We start from the raw sequence: 18,568 nt of genomic DNA, 5'->3' as shown, positions 1-18,568 counted from the left end.
CAGTAACTTTGCAGCCGTCAATATAGTTTTCAACCTCAAAAACAGAAAGGAAGGTACACCATGCCAGTGTTACACAACCGCATCTCGAACGAGGAACTGAAGAAGCGTATGCTGGAAGAAACAGAACCGCGTACCACAGTTTCCTTTTACAAGTATTTCAACATCGCCGAGCCACAGGCATTCCGCGATGAACTCTACCAGAAGTTTTACGATCTCAAGGTTTTCGGCCGCATCTATATTGCGAACGAAGGCATCAATGCACAGATCAGCGTACCCGCAAGCAACTACGAGGCTTTCCGGGATACTCTCTATGCATCAGCTCCGGAGCTGAATGGTATCAGGATGAACATTGCCGTAGATGACGACGGTAAATCGTTTTGGGTGTTGCGTTTAAAGGTGCGTCCTAAGATAGTAGCAGATGGTATTGAAGACGCGAGCTTCGATCCGGCGAAAACAGGTGTGTACCTGAAAGCGAAGGAGTACAATGAACTATCGTCGAAAGAAGATACCATCATCGTTGACATGCGCAACCACTACGAATATGAAGTGGGCCATTTCGAGAATGCAATAGAGATACCTTCAGACACTTTCCGCGACCAGCTGCCTATGGCAGTCGAAATGCTGCAGGACCAGAAGGACAAGAACATCATCATGTACTGCACAGGCGGTATCCGTTGCGAGAAAGCCAGCGCATATATGTTGCACAATGGTTTTAAGAATGTATTCCATGTTGAAGGCGGTATCATTGAATATACACGCAAGGCTAAGGAGCAAGGATTACCTGTAAAATTCAAAGGCAAGAACTTCGTATTTGACGAAAGGCTGGGAGAGCGTATTACAGACGACATACTGGCACAATGCCACACATGCGGCAAGCCTTGCGATAGTCATACCAATTGTAAAAACGACGGCTGTCACCTGCTGTTCATTCAATGTGAAGACTGTGCAACCAAACTGGAAGGTTGCTGCAGCAACGAGTGCCAGGAAGAAATGCACCTGCCAACAGACGAGCAGCGCGAGCGTCGCGCAGGTCGGGAAAATGGCCCAATGGTTTTCAACAAATCGAAAGACCATCCATTGCGCAAGCATCGCAGCGAATGGAATATACCAGCGCACCGATCGATAAGAGAAGATAATGAATAGAAAAAAGCCCCGCAACGCGAGGCTTTTTCATGACGTAAAATTGACAATATCGTTTGTGAAAAGTTGAAGGAGTGGGTTCTTAGTAATAAACACACTACTATGGAACTTCAAGCATTTCTTACCGCTGACTACCTGGACATAGTATTTGATAACCGCAACAAGCAATATGGTGGTTATGTTCTCAGGAAGACTTATCATAAACGCGTGTTTACCAGTCTTACTTTCATTCTCTTTGCAACAGGAGCCTTTTCTGTGTACGCCCTTGTAAACAATGATGCTCCGGTTAGAAATGTACCTGTTCTTATCTCTTGTCCAATCGGGCCAACACTTTATGAACCTCCCAAATCAACGCCGAAGCCGCCAGCCGCGCCTACCGGTGCGCCAAAGACTGATATGGTAAAATTCACAACTCCCGTAATTGTCGAAAACGATGTTGTTGAGGAGTCGCCAACCGACCTTTCCACTAAAGTAGCCGGGCCAATCAATACAAATGGTAAAGAGGGTACAGTTTCAATAGTAGGAGATAGTGACACAGCTTCAGCACCGGTCGCAGATACTAAACCGGTCCTTCCGGAAGCACCGATAAAATTTGCAGAAGTAATGCCTGAATTCAACGGCGATCTGAATGACTACCTGGGTAGAAAGCTTATGTACCCGACTGTCGCGCGCGAGAACAGCATAGAAGGCACAGTGATCGTACAATTTGTTGTAGCTGAGGATGGTAGCGTATCGAATGCCAAAGTATTGCGCAGTTTAGCCGGGGGATGTAGCGAAGAGGCCTTGCGGGTCGTGAACAGTATGCCGAAGTGGAAACCCGGAAAACAAAATGGGCAGCCCGTAAAAGTGTTTTACACACTGCCCATTAGGTTTGTATTGCAATAGCTAGTCGAAGTTCAAATCTTCGTCAATATTCAGGCTATCGTGGAGTTTTTGAAATTCTGATTTTGTGAGCGGGCCAAAGGTCTTATTGTGGTTATGTGATATGATCCAGTAATTAAGCTTGTTAGAGAATATCTGTATATAGTACGGCTCTGTCCTTAAAGTACTTTCAGCTTCGCGTATATCTTTCTCTATTTCGTCTCCAGGTAGCTCGAAAGCAAGATAATGGGCGTGTGTTTTGAAATCGGGTCGTTGCATTGCGATAATAAAGTCGTCGTTATATTCATAGTCAACTACTTCACCATAAATATTGTCTCGCACGCTACCTGAGTGTCTCAGAATAACTTTATCTCCACCGCCTTCCCATCGATAACAATAATTTCCCGAGAGTTTCTTCGAGGAGTCGCTCATGTTACAGGCAACAAGCAATATTGAAAATGCAATAAGAAGACCTAGCCTTGCCATCAATTGAGCATATTTTCCAGCTTCCTGCGATTTAGGATAACGATATTGCCGTCTTTGATGTCGATCAGTTTCTCGTCCTTGAAATCGCTGAGTGTGCGGATAACGGATTCTTTGGCGGTGCCGGTAAAGTTGGCCAGGTTCTCGCGGCCTATTGCAATCGTGCTGTCGTCAGCGTCGCCCTCTTTTTTAAACTTCTTAAAAATGGAGATCAACGCATCGGCGACCTTCTTACGCAGCGAGTTGTAGGCTACTCCTACCAGTTGCGCTTCGCGTTCTGATACGTTGTTGGCAAGTAGCTGTATGAATTTATGCAACACCTCGCGGCTATTATTGAGCAGGTCTTTAAAGTCAGATGCCGGAATGAGCGTCAGTTCCGCCTCTTCCAGTGCCTGTGCAGTCTCTTTATACAGCGATTCTTCGATGATCGAAGTATAGCCAAAGAAGTCACCTTCAGTATATATGTTGGTCACCAGTTCCTTTCCGTCGTCGTTTGTCTTAAATACCTTCACCTTGCCTTTCTGTACATAGAATAGGTTCTTAGGGTGGGTGCCTTCGTTGTACACCACCTGGCGTTTTTTGTAACGCTGGCTGCTGCTTTCGTCGGTCAGGCTTTTCAGCATGTCCTTGCCATTCACCGAGATCATCAGGTTGTTTAAACCTTCCAGTCCCGGGCCCATATCCTTTTTCAGGAGGTCTGCTTTCTTCAGACGGCTTTCTACGGCGTTCAGCAGTTCTTCAGGGCCGCTAAGTGGTTTTGCTATATAATCGTCGGCGCCAAGCTCCATTCCTTTTCGGATATCGCTGCGCTCGGCTTTTGCTGAAAGAAAAATGAACGGAATATTCTGTGTTTCGGGAAATCGTTGCAGGGAATGAATAACTGCATAGCCATCCAGCACAGGCATCATGATATCACAGATGATCAGGTCTGGCTTTTTGTCTCTTGCGAGCAGAATGCCCTCCTTGCCATCGGCAGCGGCTAATACACGATAATTGGATAATTCCAATACTTCGGTAATTACCATGCGCACGTCCGCATTGTCGTCAATTAATAGGATAGTCTTCATTAGTTGCGTAATGGCTCGGAGCGCGGGTAGCGCTATAAGTCCGATGTTAACTTTGTAAATATACTACGCGAAGCAAAAAGTCCAACTTATTCCCATTAGTAATAGATTAAAACCAGACTGGAGCAGGGATTTATTGTTTCCGTAACTTCGCTGCGCGTTATATGTTAGACATTGTATTGCAGGGAGAAAAGGTGCAGCTATTGGCAGAAAGGGCGATGTATTGGCCTGCACAAAAAATGTTGGTGGTGGCTGATCTGCACTGGGGTAAGAGCGCGCATTTCCGCAAACATGGTATAGCGATCCCGGGTAATACACAAACGCAGGATGAAGTAAAGCTGGCTAAGCTAATAAGTCAATACAGCGTCGAACGTCTTGTTATAGCCGGTGACATGTTTCATAGCAAGCATAACAAAGAAGTTGATGTATTCTCGCATTGGCGTAAAGGACATGAGGATCTCTATATAGATCTTGTTACCGGTAACCACGATATACTGCCGCAGGAGATGTACGAAGGATGGAACCTGCAGTTGCACACGCATGGACTAAAAGTCGGTCCGTTTTTCATAGCCCACGATGTACCGGAGGATTGTCCAGACTTTTGTATTCATGGTCACATCCACCCGGCTATACGCATTAGCCGGCGCGGACATAACACTATTAAACTATCCTGTTTCTGCGAGGACGAAGACAGGTTTATACTACCCGCGTTCGGGCAGTTTACGGGTACCCATGTTCTCGATCCAGCAGAACACAAACACATCTATGTGATAGCTGAGGAAGCAGTTATGAAATGGACCTGACAGCGGCGATCCTGATATTAATCATATTTATTATTCTGCCAGAAGACTGAAGGGTTTTTTCGTTAGGTTTGCACCCTAAATTTTTGACATGCAGCAATCTGTATTTGATCTTATGCAGCAAATGGGACATGAGCAGCTCGTATTCTGCCATGATCCGTATTCGGGACTGAACGCTATCATAGCTATACATAATACAACGCTTGGCCCTGCGCTGGGTGGTACACGCCTCTGGAACTACAACAGCCACGAAGAAGGTGTGATCGATGCACTTCGCCTGAGCCGCGGTATGACTTACAAAGCTGCCATCAGCGACCTGAACCTGGGTGGTGGTAAAGCGGTGATCATCGGCGACGCAAACAAGATCAAATCAGAAGGCCTGTGGAGGCGCTATGGTAAATTCGTAGATAGCCTGAATGGTAAATACATCACAGCAGAAGACGTAAACACTTCTGCACGTGATATGGAATACATCTCGCTGGAAACAGAGCACGTAACTGGTGTGCCTGAGTACATGGGTGGTAGCGGCGATCCTTCGCCATTCACTGCTTACGGTGTTTTCGTAGGTATGAAAGCCTCTGCTAAGAAAGTTTGGGGTAACGATAGCCTGGCCGGCAAGAAAGTACTGGTACAGGGCGTTGGTCACGTAGGTCAGTACCTGGTTGGACACCTGATAGAAGCTGGTGCTAAAGTGATGATCTCTGATATCAACGAAACACGTATCAAAGAAACCACCGATAAATTCAAAGTAGAAGTAATCAATAACAGCGACATTTTCGCTAAAGAATTCGATGTGTACGCTCCGTGTGCCCTGGGTGCTACGGTAAACACCGAGAGCATCTCAAAAATGAAATGCCCGATCATTGCCGGTGCTGCCAACAACCAGCTTGCTGAAGAACGTGTTCATGGCCCTATGCTGATAGAAAAAGGCATCCTGTACGCTCCGGACTTCCTGATCAATGCCGGTGGCCTGATCAACGTAAGTGCTGAGCTTGACGGCTACAACCACGAGCGCGTAATGGGCAATGTAGAGAAGATCTACAACCGCACACTGGAGATATTCAACCTGTCAGAGAAAGAAAACGTACATACTCAGGCGGCTGCGATGATGCTGGCGGAGAAACGCCTTGCAGATATTGCTAATGTAAAGTCGAGGTTATAATAAAACTTTTCATATTTCTAAAGAAATGCCTCCGTTGGGAGGCATTTCTTCTTTAATTTTGCCGTTCCTAATTTGAAACGCTATAAAAAGAATATATAACAGAACAGAAAACTATGGCACAACTTCAATTACCTAATCAGACGAACTTCTATAAAGGCAAAGTGCGCGACGTGTACACGATCGCCGATAAGTATATGGTGATGCTGGTAAGCGACCGTATCTCTGCATTCGATGTGGTACTGCCTCGCCCTATTCCTTACAAAGGACAAGTACTGAACCAAATAGCAGCGCAATTCCTGGATGCTACAAAGGACATCGTTCCTAACTGGATGATCAAAGTTCCGTTGCCGAATGTAACTATCGGTTACAAGTGCGAAACTTACCCAGTTGAAATGGTAGTGCGTGGATACCTGACAGGTCATGCATGGCGTACATATAAAACAGGCAAGCGCGAACTGTGCGGTGTAACTATGCCTGAAGGCATGAAAGAGAATGATAAATTCCCTCAGCCGATCCTTACACCAACGACTAAGGCGCACGAAGGCCACGATGAAGACATTTCTCGCGAAGAGATCATCAAACAAGGTCTTGTATCTGAGAAAGAATACGAGCAACTGGAAAAATACACGCTGGCACTGTTCGAGCGTGGCACTGAGATCGCTAAAGAGCGCGGCCTGATCCTGGTTGATACCAAGTACGAATTCGGTAAAATTGGTGATACCATTTACCTGATCGATGAGATCCACACACCGGATTCTTCTCGTTACTTCTATCTGGAAGGTTACGAAGACCGCCAGAAGAAAGGTGAAGCTCAAAAACAACTGTCTAAAGAGTTCGTTCGTGAGTGGCTGATGGAAAATGGTTTCCAGGGCAAAGAAGGCCAGGAAATACCTGAGATGACCAACGAAGTAGTGAACCGTATTTCAGAGCGTTACATTGAGCTGTATGAGCAAGTAACCGGTAAGACCTTCATGAAAGAAGATATGAACGAGCAGGAGATGAACGACAAACTGAAAAACGAGATCGAACACCTGCCGCCAGTACCACAACAAATCGGAACACTGTAATAACAAAATAATCCAAGCCCCTTTCAGGGGCTTGGCTCATATATTTTATGCCTGGAATAGAAGCAACACAACGAATTATACGCTCGCCACGTGGCAGCGAACTGAATTGCAAGAACTGGATATCTGAAGCAGCATTCAGGATGATACAGAACAACCTGGATCCTGAAGTAGCAGAACGTCCTGAAGACCTCGTAGTATACGGTGGTATCGGTAAAGCTGCCCGCGACTGGAAGAGCTTTGATAAGATACTGGAGCTACTCAAAGACCTGAACGAAGACGAGACCCTGATGGTTCAATCAGGTAAGCCTGTAGGCGTACTGCGTTCGCACAAAGATGCACCACGTGTACTCATTGCCAACTCTAACCTTGTTGGTCGCTGGGCTACATGGGAACATTTCCGTGAGCTGGAAGCAAAAGGCCTGATGATGTATGGACAGATGACCGCAGGTAGCTGGATATACATTGGTTCTCAGGGTATCGTACAAGGTACGTATGAAACATATCTCTCGTTGGCTAACCAACACTACAACGGTACGCTGAAAGGCACGCTGAACGTGACGGCGGGTCTTGGTGGTATGGGTGGCGCTCAGCCACTGGCCATTACTATGAACGAGGGTGTATGCCTTGCTGCTGAAATGGAAGAATGGCGTATGAAGAAGCGTGTTGAAACACGTTACCTCGATAAATACACCAGCGACATCGATGAGGCCATTGACTGGGCACTGAAAGCCAAAGAAAACAAAGAAGCCATCTCTATAGGTGTTTGTTGCAATGCTGTTGATCTGCTGCAAAGGTTGATAGACAGGAACATTACACCTGATACGCTGACCGACCAGACATCGGCACACGATGAACTGATCGGTTATTTCCCTGAAGGGCTGACTGTAGTAGAAGCAAATGCTCTGCGCAGCAGCAATCCTGAAGAATACTGCTCACGCTCGCTGGATACGATGGCGAAACATGTACGCCAGATGCTGGAACTGCAAAAGCGCGGTGCCATCACATTCGACTACGGCAACAACCTCCGCGGCCAGGCACACGACAAGCGTGGTGTCAAGGATGCGTTCGACTTCCCTGGTTTCGTACCTGCTTATATCCGTCCGCTGTTTTGCGAGGGTAAAGGTCCGTTCCGCTGGGTGGCGCTGAGTGGCGATCCTGAGGATATCTACACTACGGATAAAGCGCTCATGGAGCTCTTCCCAGAGAATAAAGGTTTGCACCGCTGGTTGCATATGGCCAAAGACCGCATCGCCTTCCAGGGCCTGCCTGCACGTATTTGCTGGCTGGGTATGGGTGAGCGTGAGAAAGCTGGCCTGCTGTTCAATGAACTCGTGCGGACAGGTAAGGTTAAGGCGCCGATCGTTATTGGTCGCGACCACCTGGACTGTGGTTCTGTCGCATCGCCTAACCGCGAAACAGAAGCCATGAAAGACGGCAGTGATGCCGTAGCTGATTGGCCGATACTCAATGCATTGATCAATACAGCTGGTGGCGCTAGCTGGGTGTCTTTTCACCATGGTGGTGGCGTGGGCATGGGCTACTCGCTGCACGCTGGTATGGTGATCGTTGCTGACGGTACCAAAGACGCTGAAGAGCGCCTGAAGCGCGTACTGTTCAACGACCCGGGTATGGGTGTGTTGAGGCATACAGACGCCGGCTATGAGCTGGCTGAAGAAACCGGCAAGAAATTCGGACTGGATATCTAGTCAGACTCTTACTATACTTGACCGGAAAGCAAAAGGCAATCGCTCTACGCTTTCCGGTTTTTCTTTTGTACCATGATAATACTTAGTTTTGGCCCATGTCATTTAGAATAGGACAAGGAATTGATTTTCATCAATTGGCTGAAGGCCGCGAGCTATGGCTCGGTGGCGTGAAAATACCTCATACCAAAGGCGCCGTAGGTCACTCAGATGCCGACGTGTTGCTGCATGCTATTTGCGATGCTATGCTAGGTGCACTTGCCCTTGGCGATATCGGCAAGCACTTCCCGGATACGGACGCGACTTACAAAGGCATCGACAGTAAGATACTGCTGCAGCGCTCGTACGAGCTAGTGCGTGCGCGTGGCTATAAGCTAATCAACATCGACAGTACTTTGCTACTACAGGCGCCCAAGATCAAGCCTTACGTAGAGCAGATGCAACGGGCCATTGCGGACATCGTAAACCTTACTATTGATGATGTATCTATCAAAGCTACTACCACCGAAACACTGAGCTTCATCGGTCGTGAAGAGGGTGTGGTAGCTACTGCCAGTGTGCTGCTGCAGAAATATTAGTCGTAACTTCATGGCATATAACTAAGACCTATGAAGCTGAGACTGCTCCTTGCGCTGCTGGTACCTATCGTGTTCTTCTACTCGTGCAACTCCGATACAAATGGTGTTGGCCCCGGTGTGAACGGTGCCAACGGCAATGTTGTAGTTGCCACCATCAATGGCGATACATGGGGAGCCGAAAGCGGTTACTATCAAACTTCCACCAACTTCACCCTCGAGATCATTGGTGCAAGAAGCAGCGGTGGGCGGATTACATTGGTAGTGTCTCCTTATAATGGCCAACAGACCTACCAGCTCAACGGCATCACCAAGATCATGTTTTCTGAAAATGGGGTAGAGTACACGTCTACTACCGGGCAGATCACTGTTAGCTCTGATGATGGCCAATACATTGAAGGTTACTTCAACTGCGAGATGATCAGCAATACAGGCAGCCAGAGCCTGACGTTTAGCAATGGCCAGTTCCTTGCGCCACGCAGGTAAAACATAGAAAGCCGGCAGACAAGCTGCCGGCGTGTTCCATTTTTCTATAGTCAGTTTAAATAACTCCGTTGCTCAGGTGAGGCTTGGCACTGTATGCCATGTCGCTGGCCTCGTCTATGATGGTGAGGATGCGGTGTTTCACATCATCGCTCAGGCCATCAATATTCTTATCGAGGAAGGAGCGAAGATCGTCCAGGTCCGGACCACCAGTGCGGCCCATCAGGCTGTTGAACCTGTCTTTCAGCTTGTCAGCGGTGTCAGAAATGTCAGACCTTAGCTCAGAACCTTTAGAAGGGGCCAGTAACAGCCCGGCTACCAATCCAATAACGGCGCCGGCCAAAAATCGTGATGTGCTCATATGTGTAGTTTTAAAATTGTTTCTCTAGAATATCCTTCTCAATACGAAAAGAATCAGGCCGACCACGACAACAACCAGCAGGATACCAGCCCAAACACCGGCTTTGAAGATGTCACCTATTAATTGACAACCTGTTAGCGATACGACCAGCAGTAATAAGGAGGCTAAACTCAGTTTTTTCATAACGTTGATTTTTGTTTATTCGTGCCCATCTTTTTCAACAGGCTATAAATCTGCAAAATCATGCCAATGGATGAGCTAGTTCTCTGGACCTCAGAGCTAGCTCGCAATTGCGCCTCTAGTTTGTTATCGATTGTGGTCGTTTTTGGTGTCACACTGTAACACTGTTACAGCCGTTTTAGGACCATAAAAGGCCGGTTTTTGTTACAAATGTCGCTTTGGCGAAATGCCGGAATGCTTGCTGGTAATGCGTTTGGTCGCCAATTTGTGTCAATTTGTTGCCGTACTGGTACCCCCTATAGGGTTATCGTCTGTGCGGTCAAATGGTAATCCGGAATTTGAAACGCAGGGTTCATAGCTATATTTTTCTATAGCAAATATACAATAATTTATTTATAATTAGACGACGCTATTAGCCTTCTTTTGTAGGACGCACCCATCCCGGGCGCCGGCTAAGTGGTACACTCAATATCATTTCGAGCGCCATAACGTGCTGATAGCCGAAACCATGCTGCAACGAATATACCTGCGGCTGGTAAAGCAGCCCAAGGGACATAAAATGCAGCGGATGGTATTGGCCCGAAAGGCAAAAACCCACTCCATCGCTGTTGTATACTTGTTGGAGACTGTCTGTGCCAAGATATCTATTGTAATAGCCACTCTCTTGGTTGAAATGGCTAAAGCTGATGCCATACCCCGCAACTATATTTCTTATCACATGGTTATTGCGCAAGGTGATGAAGGTAGACAAGGCGCTTTCGTCCCAGTAGTAATCAGGGTCTTTGCGTTCACCAGGTTTGGCTGTGACAGCTAAGCCAACATTCAGCCACACAAAGCGGTTGGCAGCATAAGTATAAGAACCGCCCATGCCCAGGCTTGGAGCGGCTACCTGCGAATATCTGCCATTGGGTAGCTTTATACTAAAATGGCAGGGCGACGGAAGTGCGAAATGCAAGCGCTTTGCGCCAGGCTCATGGATCTGTAAATATTTGCTCTGGGCTGTTGACGGCTGAGCCATGATCAGCAAAAGGCATAATAAGGGAACGTATCTCATAGAATGGGAGTTGGTAAATTGGTAATACCAAAATAAGTGTTTTATCGTCAGCGTTATAGCTCAAACGCAAACCTGGTATTGCTCCAGAACTCATCAAGGGCGATGATGCGTGGTTTGAGGAAGGATATAAGGGCAGGCCAGTCTGCCGGTTCGAGGATATTGTGACCTATCGAGACGGTGCCGATACGGCTATATACCTTGCCGTAGTCATCATGCACTTCAGGTTCCCAGGTCCAGTCTTCACCGGTGGCGTCGCGCAGCAGGTGTTTCAAGGTCAGTATTTGTTCGTAATGCTGCCGACGGACGGCTGGGTCGATATGGTTGAGTACGATAGCAATGCTGGCGCGTTTGCTATCAGCATCCATTTTAAAGCTGATGCCTGGCACACCCGTTTTGTAGTTGATCCAGTTCACCTTGTCGCTGCCCGCGGGGGTGATGGGCTGCATATACCTACCAAATGTCGTCCAGAATGCCTCTTTCTTTTGCGCTATTTCCTGCCTGCTATACATGAGCTGCAAATTAACGCAAGGCAGCTATCCTGTCCAAAAATGCTGTCATCACATTTCCCCCTTCTGAGGGTGAAATGGAGTATTGTACTAGTTTGTTGGATTATATGATTTTGGATCGCGCACAGAATCAGGCAGCGAGCTTTTCTGACCATTGGGTACAGGCTCTGCTTTTGTCTTACTGTCAAAATCGAAACCCTTAGTAGCGCATCCCGTCAATACCAGTACACTCAATACGCTCATCACTATTATCTGTTTCATACTCATGGTATAACGTTTTTACAAGCTATTAAGCTGCAAAATAATGCCATGGTCCCCCTCCTTAATTTAAGGAGGGGCGGAGGGGTGGTTGCTGATGTTAGCCCAGCAGCCTACCTGATATTCTTATACGTTTCGACATAAGTGAAGACCGTGCCTGATGAGTTGGGTTTGACTATAGTCAGTTTCAACTCAGTAGTAGTTACATGCAAGTCAAATGTATCGGGGTTATCGTCTACCAGGGCTATCCGGGTGTCGTTGTTCAGCAGTGCATACTTAATGGCAGTAGTCTGCGGATCGTCGGGGCATTTGTTAGCGCCCTCATCTTGTGTAGCCTTGCCATTGCTTTTGAACTCGGCAATATCGTCTTTCTCACACTCGTTCCAGGTGCTCATCAGGTCAAGGGTCGTGTCCTTGCCGTTGTAAAAAGTAGTGGCGGTAGAGGCTGTTACCTGCCATCTGCCATCCATCAGCAGTTTTTTAGTTGCCGAGCTGTCTTCTTTTTTACAAGCGGCCATAAGAACCGCTCCACAACAAATAGCAATCAACGAGCCCCTGAATTTCATAAACCTGATTTTATGCTAATTTAATAGTAGGAGCCGATTAATGCAAGACGGGCAGCAAACGCTGCCCGTCTTATTATTTCCGTTACAAACAAGGCCAATAGCAACCCCAAAAGACAACCGAAAATTACTCCACCCTGTCTGTAACCGGGTCTGGAACTTCGCCCAAAAATTCAACCCATGCTTTCTTGATACAAGGATAATGTTTAGCTGCTTCAACCAGGTTCATAAATGCAACAATATTGTCTTCAAAACGTTTGGCAAGCACGGCATCCACAAACCCACCTTCGGGTGTAAACGCTTTATGCGCCATAGCCAGCGAAAACATGTCAGGAAAAACCCTTGTGCCCAAATGCTCCAACGGAACCCGTAAGGTCCAAAGCGATCTATTTCCACCAACCATTGATGGTGATGCCGACATCAATAGCGCATGCCGCTCATTGAAGGGTTGGGGACGAAACCTCGAAACCCAGTCAATTGCGTTTTTCAACAGCCCCGGCATTGAACCGTTGTATTCGGGAGATGCGATAATGAAAGCATCGTTATCCAGCAAGCGCTTTTGGAATTCAATTGTTCCTTTTGGCATGCCTTGCTGCGTTTCAGCATCTTGGCTATAAGAAGGCGCGTCAAAATCGCTCATGTTGGCAAAGTCGACGATCCCTCCATTCTTTTCTATCACCTGGCTGGCCAGCCTAGCCAAATGGGTATTCAGCGACTCGCCCCTCAATGAAGCCGAAAAAACAAGAAAACGCAGCGGTTGCCGCTCGCGGTAAGATTTAGGATCGTTTGTCATCGTTTACTTTTTATTTTTTGTGATCGTGCCGTATTTGCCGTTATGAAGATCCAAATATGCTTTGGCGATCTCATCGTGGGTATTCATTACAAAAGGGCCGTCAGCCACTATCGGTTCTGTATACCTTTCGCCCCCAAACAAGAGAAAGTCATTTGCGTCTTTCAGCTTATTTATGATCTCGATGGTACCCCCGCTTCTGTCAAATTCAATAAACTCGCCTGCCTCGTATTCTGTGTCGTTCACCATCAGTTTGGTTCCTATGGTAAAGGCTGCGTACTCAATTTGGTCTTTCGTATCCAATACAAACTCCTTGCCTGCCTGCAGGTGTATGTGGTATAAAAACTGTAATGAATAGCCGGGAATTTTTGAACTAAGTTCACCATATTCGCCGGCAATTATTTTAACCCAGCTAGCCCCGTCCTCCAGCAATTGCCGGGGTACCTCGCCAGCCTGTAAAGCTATGTATTCAGGTGGTTCAGCTTTATTCTTTGCCGGCAGGTTGATCCAAAACTGAAATCCGTGAATAGCCGCGTCGCCGTGTACCGGGTCATTACCAAGCCGTTCTTCGTGTATGATACCGGTGCCCGCTTTCATCCACTGCACCCCGCCAGAATTTACTTTGGCGTAGTTGCCCATGCTGTCGTAATGCTCTGACTCACCACTAAGAAGGTAGGTTAGCGTGGCTATGCCTCTGTGTGGGTGGGGATTAGTACTCTGTTTTTCGTCTTCAGTACTTGGTCCCGGAGGAATATGATCAAAGAAGACAAAAGGCCCAACGGCTTCAGCATACCTGTTTGGCAGCAGCCTGTATATGACTTGCTTGCCGATATCCTCCCGTTTGCCTTGAGTGGAGAAGCTTATGTTCTTTTTCACCAGGCCAATTTACGTTGTATTGTGCAATTGCTGATTGTTGAGGTTCATTCGCTTTGCCGCACCCCGCCCAGCACGATAGCAATAATTCGTATATTTAGCAGGAACACAACCACTATGCAGTTTTACCTGGAAACACCGAGACTTATTTTGCGCGATCTGCTGCCTTCAGATGAGGAAGGTATGTTTGCTTTGAATGCTGACCAGGAAGTGATGCGCTATGTAGGTGCAAAACCGCTAAATGACATCGAGCAGGCGAGAGAGGCTATCGCTTTCATCAGGCGGCAGTACGAGACCAATGGCATAGGACGCTGGGCGGTGATTGAAAAAGACTCGGGCAGCTTTGTGGGCTGGGCAGGGTTGAAGCTCATGCAGGAGCCTGTGAACGGGTATGTGGATTTTTATGACATAGGTTACAGGTTTATGAAAAGCTCATGGGGTAAGGGCTACGCTACCGAGGCGGCCTCTGCTACTTTGCAGTATGCCTGGGAAGTGATGCGCCTGCCTGAAGTGAATGCCATGGCCAATGTCGACAATGTGGCATCGCGCAGGGTGTTGACGAAGATCGGGCTGCAAGAGAACGGTTTGTTTGAATATGATGGTGATCCGCACGTGTGGTTTGAAATGGGAAATCCAACATTACTGTCGCCTCGACTATAACCTTTTCCCTTTTTAAGCTACGCAATACGTTTCTTATTGTAGAGCTTTATCCTTATCTCGCTGCAGTATGTGTACTGAACAATCAGTTTGTTATAGCAATATGTATAACTGTGTTTAGTATAACCCTTGTGTCGCCACAGACTTCTGGCAGCAGAGCTAGTAATGATTGGCAAACAATCCCTGTTAAATTTTGAAACCGCTGCTCGGCGACCTTAACTTTATAGTAAGCGTTGCTGCTTCAGTTTTTGATTGAAAACGAAGGCAACAATGACCGAACCCTAAACATTTGTCCACCATGAAAAACTATCTCCATGAAGTACACCATAGGCTGCCTGGCGGCCCTAACTGTATTTGTATTTTGCGGCTGTAGCGATGAACCCAAACAAGTACAAAACATTCCCGTCAACAATGAAGATGTTGTGTTGTGTTCGGCACCGGATGAGAGCCCGATGCCGGCTTCTACTATGCCGAAGGAAGACCCGGCGCTAAAGTTTCTGCCAACGATAGCCAATGCAACAGAGCAAATGGATGAGTTGCCCGAAGGAATGGTATGGGTGCCGGGTGGGGAATTCAGCATGGGCGCAACAGTAAGCGCTGATGAGCAAAAGCACGAACAGTCGTATGGCGATGCCTTACCTGTTCACCGTGTGCGGGTGAAAGGTTTTTTCATGGATAAAACAGAAGTGACCAATGAGCAGTTTGCTGAATTTGTAGCGGCAACTGGTTATGTAACCATAGCCGAAAGAACACCCACCGAAGACGAATATCCGGGTGCACAGGAACAAAACCTGTTTGCGGGGTCGATAGTGTTTACCCCGGTTGCAATAACAGACAAAAACGATCACTACCGCTGGTGGAACTACGTACGCGGTGCCGACTGGCGACATCCGGAAGGTAAGGGCAGCGATCTGAAAGGCAGGCAGAAACATCCTGTAGTACACATAGCCTGGGTAGATGCCTGTGCCTATGCACGTTGGGCGGGTAAACGTCTGCCAACCGAAGCTGAATGGGAATTTGCCGCACGTGGTGGTGCTGCCGGCGAGCTATACAGTTGGGGCAACAGTTTTCAACCCGATGGCAAATGGATGGCCAATACCTACCAGGGCAAGTTTCCCCAGCACGACGACGGCCGGGATGGCTATACCGGCACAGCGCCGGTAGCACATTTTGCGGCTAACAAGTATGGCCTGTATGACATGGCCGGCAATGTATGGGAATGGTGCAGCGATTGGTACCGGCCCGATTACTACAGCTCATTGTCGCAGGAGACTGCTGAAAATCCGCGTGGGCCTGGCTCCTCATACGATCCTGATGAACCGGAAGAAAAGAAAAAAGTGCAACGCGGTGGGTCTTACCTATGTACCGACGAGTATTGTACACGCTATAGGGTTGGTACCCGTGGAAGGGGAGAGTACAGATCTGCATCCAACCATGTTGGCTTCCGTTGTGTGAAAGATGCTTATACCAATTCTATCGCGTCTAAATATTGATAAACCTTAACCTGAAACAACCTTATGAAAAACCTGATCAGAAGAGAATTAAAGCACCTGGTGCTTCCCGCCATTTTTCTCGGAATGGGCAGTCAATTACAAGCCCAGGAAAAACCTAACATCCTTGTCATTTTTGGTGATGATATTGGTATCGCCAACATCAGCGCATACAGCGATGGGGTAATGGGATATGAAACACCCAACATCGATCGTATAGCAAAAGAGGGGGTGAGATTCTTACACTATTATGGAGAACAGTCGTGTACCGCAGGGCGTGCAGCTTTTCTTACCGGTCAGCACGGTATACGTACTGGTTTGACCAAAGTGGGTTATCCCGGTGCGCCCATGGGGATGAGCCAGGAAGACCCGTCTATAGGCGGCTTTATGCAAAGTCTTGGTTATGCAACAGGGCAGTTTGGTAAAAACCACGTTGGCGATCGGAATCCGAGCCTGCCAACGGTGAATGGTTTTGATGAATTCTTTGGTAATCTATACCACCTCAATGCAGAGGAAGAACCTGAATTGCCGGACTATCCCAAAGATCCGGAGTATTTAAGAAAATATGGACCGCGTGGTGTGTTGCGTTGCAAAGCAACAAGCAATGATAATACAATGGAAGACCCTCGTTTTGGGAAAGTGGGAAAACAAACTATTGAAGACACAGGTCCCCTAACAAAAAAACGTATGGAAACCGTAGACGATGAAACCTCTGATGCTGCTATCGACTATATGAAACGGCAGCACGCAGCAGGCAAGCCATTCTTCTGCTGGTTCAATTCAACACGTATGCACTTACGTACTCACGTGCGGGCATCGCACAGGGGCAGGTATACACACGGCGATAGCGAGTACATAGATGGCATGATAGAACACGATGAAACCATCGGCAAAATACTGAAGGCGCTGGATGATATGGGTATCACCAATAATACCATTGTTGTTTATACTTCAGACAATGGTCCCCACATGAATACCTGGCCCGATGGTGCGATGACGCCTTACCGCAGCGAAAAGAATACTAACTGGGAAGGCGCATTCCGCGTGCCTTGCCTGGTGCGTTGGCCTGGGCATATCAAAGCAGGCACTGTGACAACCGAGCTGATGAGCCATAATGACTGGATACCAACATTGTGTGCTATTGCCGGTGAACCAAACATAGCCGACAAATGCCTGAAAGGATACAAAGCCAACGGCAAGACGTATAAAGTGCATCTTGACGGATATGACCAATCGAGATTCCTGACTTCAGTAGGTGGCACTCCGGGCAATAACAACGGTGTGCATAGCATGCGAGATAAGTTTTTCTATTCTGACGATGACGGCTTGCTGGTAGGGTTGCGGCAAGGCGATTATAAATACGTATATGCAGAGCAGCGGCTCGCAGGAACCATGGGAGTATGGGCTGAACCATTTACCAGGCTGCGCCTGCAGAAGATATTTAACCTGTACCAGGACCCTTACGAGCGGGCCGATATAACTTCAAATACTTATTGGGACTGGAATCTCAATCATGTAGGCGCCGTCTATGGTGCGATGGATGAAGTATTCAAGTTTGCTGCATCGTTCCAGGAATATCCGCCACGCTCTTTCCCTCCAAGCTTTGTGCCTACGAATATCATGGAAGAAGAATTGAAATGGATCAAAGGCGAGCGGAAAATAAGAGAACGAACGGATAGGATAAAACGAGACGAGAACTAATGAACTGTAATGAAGCTACTGTGGATACATATTCTATTGCTTATGGTCGGCACCAGGTGCTTTGCGCAGGATTCAACCATTACCAACTACAACTTCTGGCTTGGGTTTGAGTTTGATCTGAACAGGCAGAAGGACTCCCGATGGGGTGCATGGGCAGAGGCCAACATTCAGCGGGCGAATTTTATAACAAATACGCAGGGCTGGTATGGCAACCTTGGTGTTAGTTACCACATGAAAAACTATAAAAGTATAGCTGGCGGCCTGGCATTGCAGTATAATGTGCCTTACGATGATGCCTGTTTGCCCTATGCATTTCCTGATTACCGGATATGGCAACAGTTCATGATAAAGAATGCGGGCAAGATCAATCCTGATTTCAAATGGGCTAATCGTTTCCGGTTTGAAGAAAAGTGGCTTGGACGACGATATGACAACAGCACACGTGACGAAGGGTATGACTACTTCAAAAATGAGCTTACGCTTCGCTACCTGATACGCGTTTTGTATTACCCAACCAAGCGATTTGGATTCGTGTTGAATAATGAAGCTTTCTTCCGGCTGGCATCATCTGTGCACGGCGAAAAAGTCTTTGATCAAAACAGGACCTACGGAGGCATAGTGTATGCTTTTGACGATGAACGGGACTACAGGGTGGAGATCGGATACATGCAGCAGAATGTTTGGAACGCAGCAGACGAACGAGACGTAAAAGTGCGTGTAAACCACGTGTTGCGAATAATGTTTCACATAGAAATGCCCTCATTTTAAATAGAGCCTAAAAACGAAAACAGATTTGC

At 47.3% G+C, this 18,568-nt stretch carries 22 protein-coding genes; 12 read left to right on the top strand and 10 right to left on the bottom strand.

The window, feature by feature from the left end; all coding sequences use genetic code 11:
• Positions 1–60: 60 nt before the first annotated feature.
• Entirely contained in the window at positions 61–1,143 is a 1,083-nt protein-coding gene (gene trhO, locus P2W83_RS01315; protein WP_276131873.1) for an oxygen-dependent tRNA uridine(34) hydroxylase TrhO, read from the top strand.
• A gap of 99 nt (positions 1,144–1,242) precedes the next feature.
• Positions 1,243–2,025, top strand: coding sequence for an energy transducer TonB (locus P2W83_RS01310; RefSeq protein ID WP_276131872.1), 783 nt, complete (start codon positions 1,243–1,245; stop codon positions 2,023–2,025).
• Here P2W83_RS01310 and P2W83_RS01305 read toward each other — a convergent pair whose 3' ends face one another.
• Together P2W83_RS01305 and P2W83_RS01300 are read right to left on the bottom strand one after the other, a co-directional pair.
• On the bottom strand, positions 2,026–2,487 hold the full coding sequence (locus P2W83_RS01305) for a DUF3997 domain-containing protein (protein WP_276131871.1): 462 nt from the start codon (positions 2,485–2,487) through the stop codon (positions 2,026–2,028).
• Entirely contained in the window at positions 2,487–3,551 is a 1,065-nt protein-coding gene (locus P2W83_RS01300) for a response regulator (protein ID WP_276131870.1), read from the bottom strand. Before P2W83_RS01300 ends, P2W83_RS01305 begins: the two co-directional genes overlap by 1 nt.
• Before the next feature lie 161 nt (positions 3,552–3,712).
• On the opposite strand from P2W83_RS01300, the gene pdeM reads away from it, so the two are divergent.
• From pdeM to P2W83_RS01270, 6 genes are all read left to right on the top strand, one after another.
• Positions 3,713–4,351, top strand: a complete 639-nt coding sequence (gene pdeM, locus P2W83_RS01295; RefSeq protein WP_276131869.1) for a ligase-associated DNA damage response endonuclease PdeM — start codon at positions 3,713–3,715, stop codon at positions 4,349–4,351.
• Positions 4,352–4,439: 88 nt separating this feature from the next.
• Positions 4,440–5,510: a Glu/Leu/Phe/Val dehydrogenase dimerization domain-containing protein gene (locus P2W83_RS01290; protein ID WP_276131868.1), complete on the top strand. Its 1,071-nt coding sequence runs from the start codon at positions 4,440–4,442 to the stop codon at positions 5,508–5,510.
• Between the two features lie 113 nt (positions 5,511–5,623).
• Complete coding sequence (locus P2W83_RS01285) at positions 5,624–6,577, top strand: phosphoribosylaminoimidazolesuccinocarboxamide synthase (protein WP_276131867.1); 954 nt, start codon at positions 5,624–5,626, stop codon at positions 6,575–6,577.
• Between the two features lie 47 nt (positions 6,578–6,624).
• Positions 6,625–8,283, top strand: a complete 1,659-nt coding sequence (gene hutU / locus P2W83_RS01280; protein WP_276131866.1) for a urocanate hydratase — start codon at positions 6,625–6,627, stop codon at positions 8,281–8,283.
• Positions 8,284–8,378: 95 nt separating this feature from the next.
• On the top strand, positions 8,379–8,858 hold the full coding sequence (ispF, locus tag P2W83_RS01275; protein WP_276131865.1) for a 2-C-methyl-D-erythritol 2,4-cyclodiphosphate synthase: 480 nt from the start codon (positions 8,379–8,381) through the stop codon (positions 8,856–8,858).
• A gap of 30 nt (positions 8,859–8,888) precedes the next feature.
• On the top strand, positions 8,889–9,341 hold the full coding sequence (locus P2W83_RS01270) for a DUF6252 domain-containing protein (RefSeq protein WP_276131864.1): 453 nt from the start codon (positions 8,889–8,891) through the stop codon (positions 9,339–9,341).
• Between the two features lie 55 nt (positions 9,342–9,396).
• On the opposite strand, the gene P2W83_RS01265 is transcribed toward P2W83_RS01270, so the two are convergent.
• The 8 genes from P2W83_RS01265 to P2W83_RS01230 all read right to left on the bottom strand — a co-directional run bounded on the left by P2W83_RS01265 (position 9,397) and on the right by P2W83_RS01230 (position 13,926).
• Positions 9,397–9,699, bottom strand: coding sequence for a YtxH domain-containing protein (locus tag P2W83_RS01265; RefSeq protein WP_276131863.1), 303 nt, complete (start codon positions 9,697–9,699; stop codon positions 9,397–9,399).
• 24 nt (positions 9,700–9,723) lie between these two features.
• Positions 9,724–9,882: a phosphatidate cytidylyltransferase gene (locus P2W83_RS01260; RefSeq protein WP_276131862.1), complete on the bottom strand. Its 159-nt coding sequence runs from the start codon at positions 9,880–9,882 to the stop codon at positions 9,724–9,726.
• Positions 9,883–10,291: 409 nt separating this feature from the next.
• A complete protein-coding gene (locus P2W83_RS01255; RefSeq protein WP_276131861.1) occupies positions 10,292–10,933 on the bottom strand; it encodes a hypothetical protein in 642 nt (213 codons plus the stop codon).
• 53 nt (positions 10,934–10,986) lie between these two features.
• Positions 10,987–11,442, bottom strand: a complete 456-nt coding sequence (locus tag P2W83_RS01250; RefSeq protein ID WP_276131860.1) for a DUF4268 domain-containing protein — start codon at positions 11,440–11,442, stop codon at positions 10,987–10,989.
• An 87-nt stretch (positions 11,443–11,529) separates the two neighbouring features.
• Positions 11,530–11,700, bottom strand: coding sequence for a hypothetical protein (locus P2W83_RS01245; protein ID WP_276131859.1), 171 nt, complete (start codon positions 11,698–11,700; stop codon positions 11,530–11,532).
• A 110-nt stretch (positions 11,701–11,810) separates the two neighbouring features.
• The gene (locus P2W83_RS01240) at positions 11,811–12,263 is read right to left on the bottom strand and encodes a lipocalin family protein (RefSeq protein WP_276131858.1); all 453 of its coding nucleotides are present in this window, start codon (positions 12,261–12,263) and stop codon (positions 11,811–11,813) included.
• A 124-nt stretch (positions 12,264–12,387) separates the two neighbouring features.
• Positions 12,388–13,053: an NADPH-dependent FMN reductase gene (locus P2W83_RS01235; protein WP_276131857.1), complete on the bottom strand. Its 666-nt coding sequence runs from the start codon at positions 13,051–13,053 to the stop codon at positions 12,388–12,390.
• A gap of 3 nt (positions 13,054–13,056) precedes the next feature.
• Entirely contained in the window at positions 13,057–13,926 is an 870-nt protein-coding gene (locus P2W83_RS01230) for a pirin family protein (RefSeq protein ID WP_276131856.1), read from the bottom strand.
• 114 nt (positions 13,927–14,040) lie between these two features.
• Here P2W83_RS01230 and P2W83_RS01225 point away from each other — a divergent pair, with 114 nt between their 5' ends.
• The 4 genes from P2W83_RS01225 (at position 14,041) to P2W83_RS01210 (ending at position 18,539) form a co-directional block, all read left to right on the top strand.
• Entirely contained in the window at positions 14,041–14,583 is a 543-nt protein-coding gene (locus P2W83_RS01225) for a GNAT family N-acetyltransferase (RefSeq protein WP_276131855.1), read from the top strand.
• A 311-nt stretch (positions 14,584–14,894) separates the two neighbouring features.
• Positions 14,895–16,073: a formylglycine-generating enzyme family protein gene (locus P2W83_RS01220; RefSeq protein ID WP_276131854.1), complete on the top strand. Its 1,179-nt coding sequence runs from the start codon at positions 14,895–14,897 to the stop codon at positions 16,071–16,073.
• A gap of 24 nt (positions 16,074–16,097) precedes the next feature.
• Positions 16,098–17,771 (top strand): arylsulfatase, encoded by a 1,674-nt coding sequence (locus tag P2W83_RS01215; protein ID WP_276131853.1) that lies wholly within the window; start codon positions 16,098–16,100, stop codon positions 17,769–17,771.
• Positions 17,772–17,780: 9 nt separating this feature from the next.
• Positions 17,781–18,539 (top strand): DUF2490 domain-containing protein, encoded by a 759-nt coding sequence (locus tag P2W83_RS01210; protein ID WP_276131852.1) that lies wholly within the window; start codon positions 17,781–17,783, stop codon positions 18,537–18,539.
• Positions 18,540–18,568 lie beyond the last annotated feature (29 nt).

The organism is Polluticoccus soli, from assembly GCF_029269745.1.
In the GTDB taxonomy this organism is placed as follows: domain Bacteria; phylum Bacteroidota; class Bacteroidia; order Chitinophagales; family Chitinophagaceae; genus Polluticoccus; species Polluticoccus soli.
The sequence above is the reverse complement of the archived record's forward strand: the minus strand, read 5'-3'. Positions and strand labels throughout refer to the sequence as shown.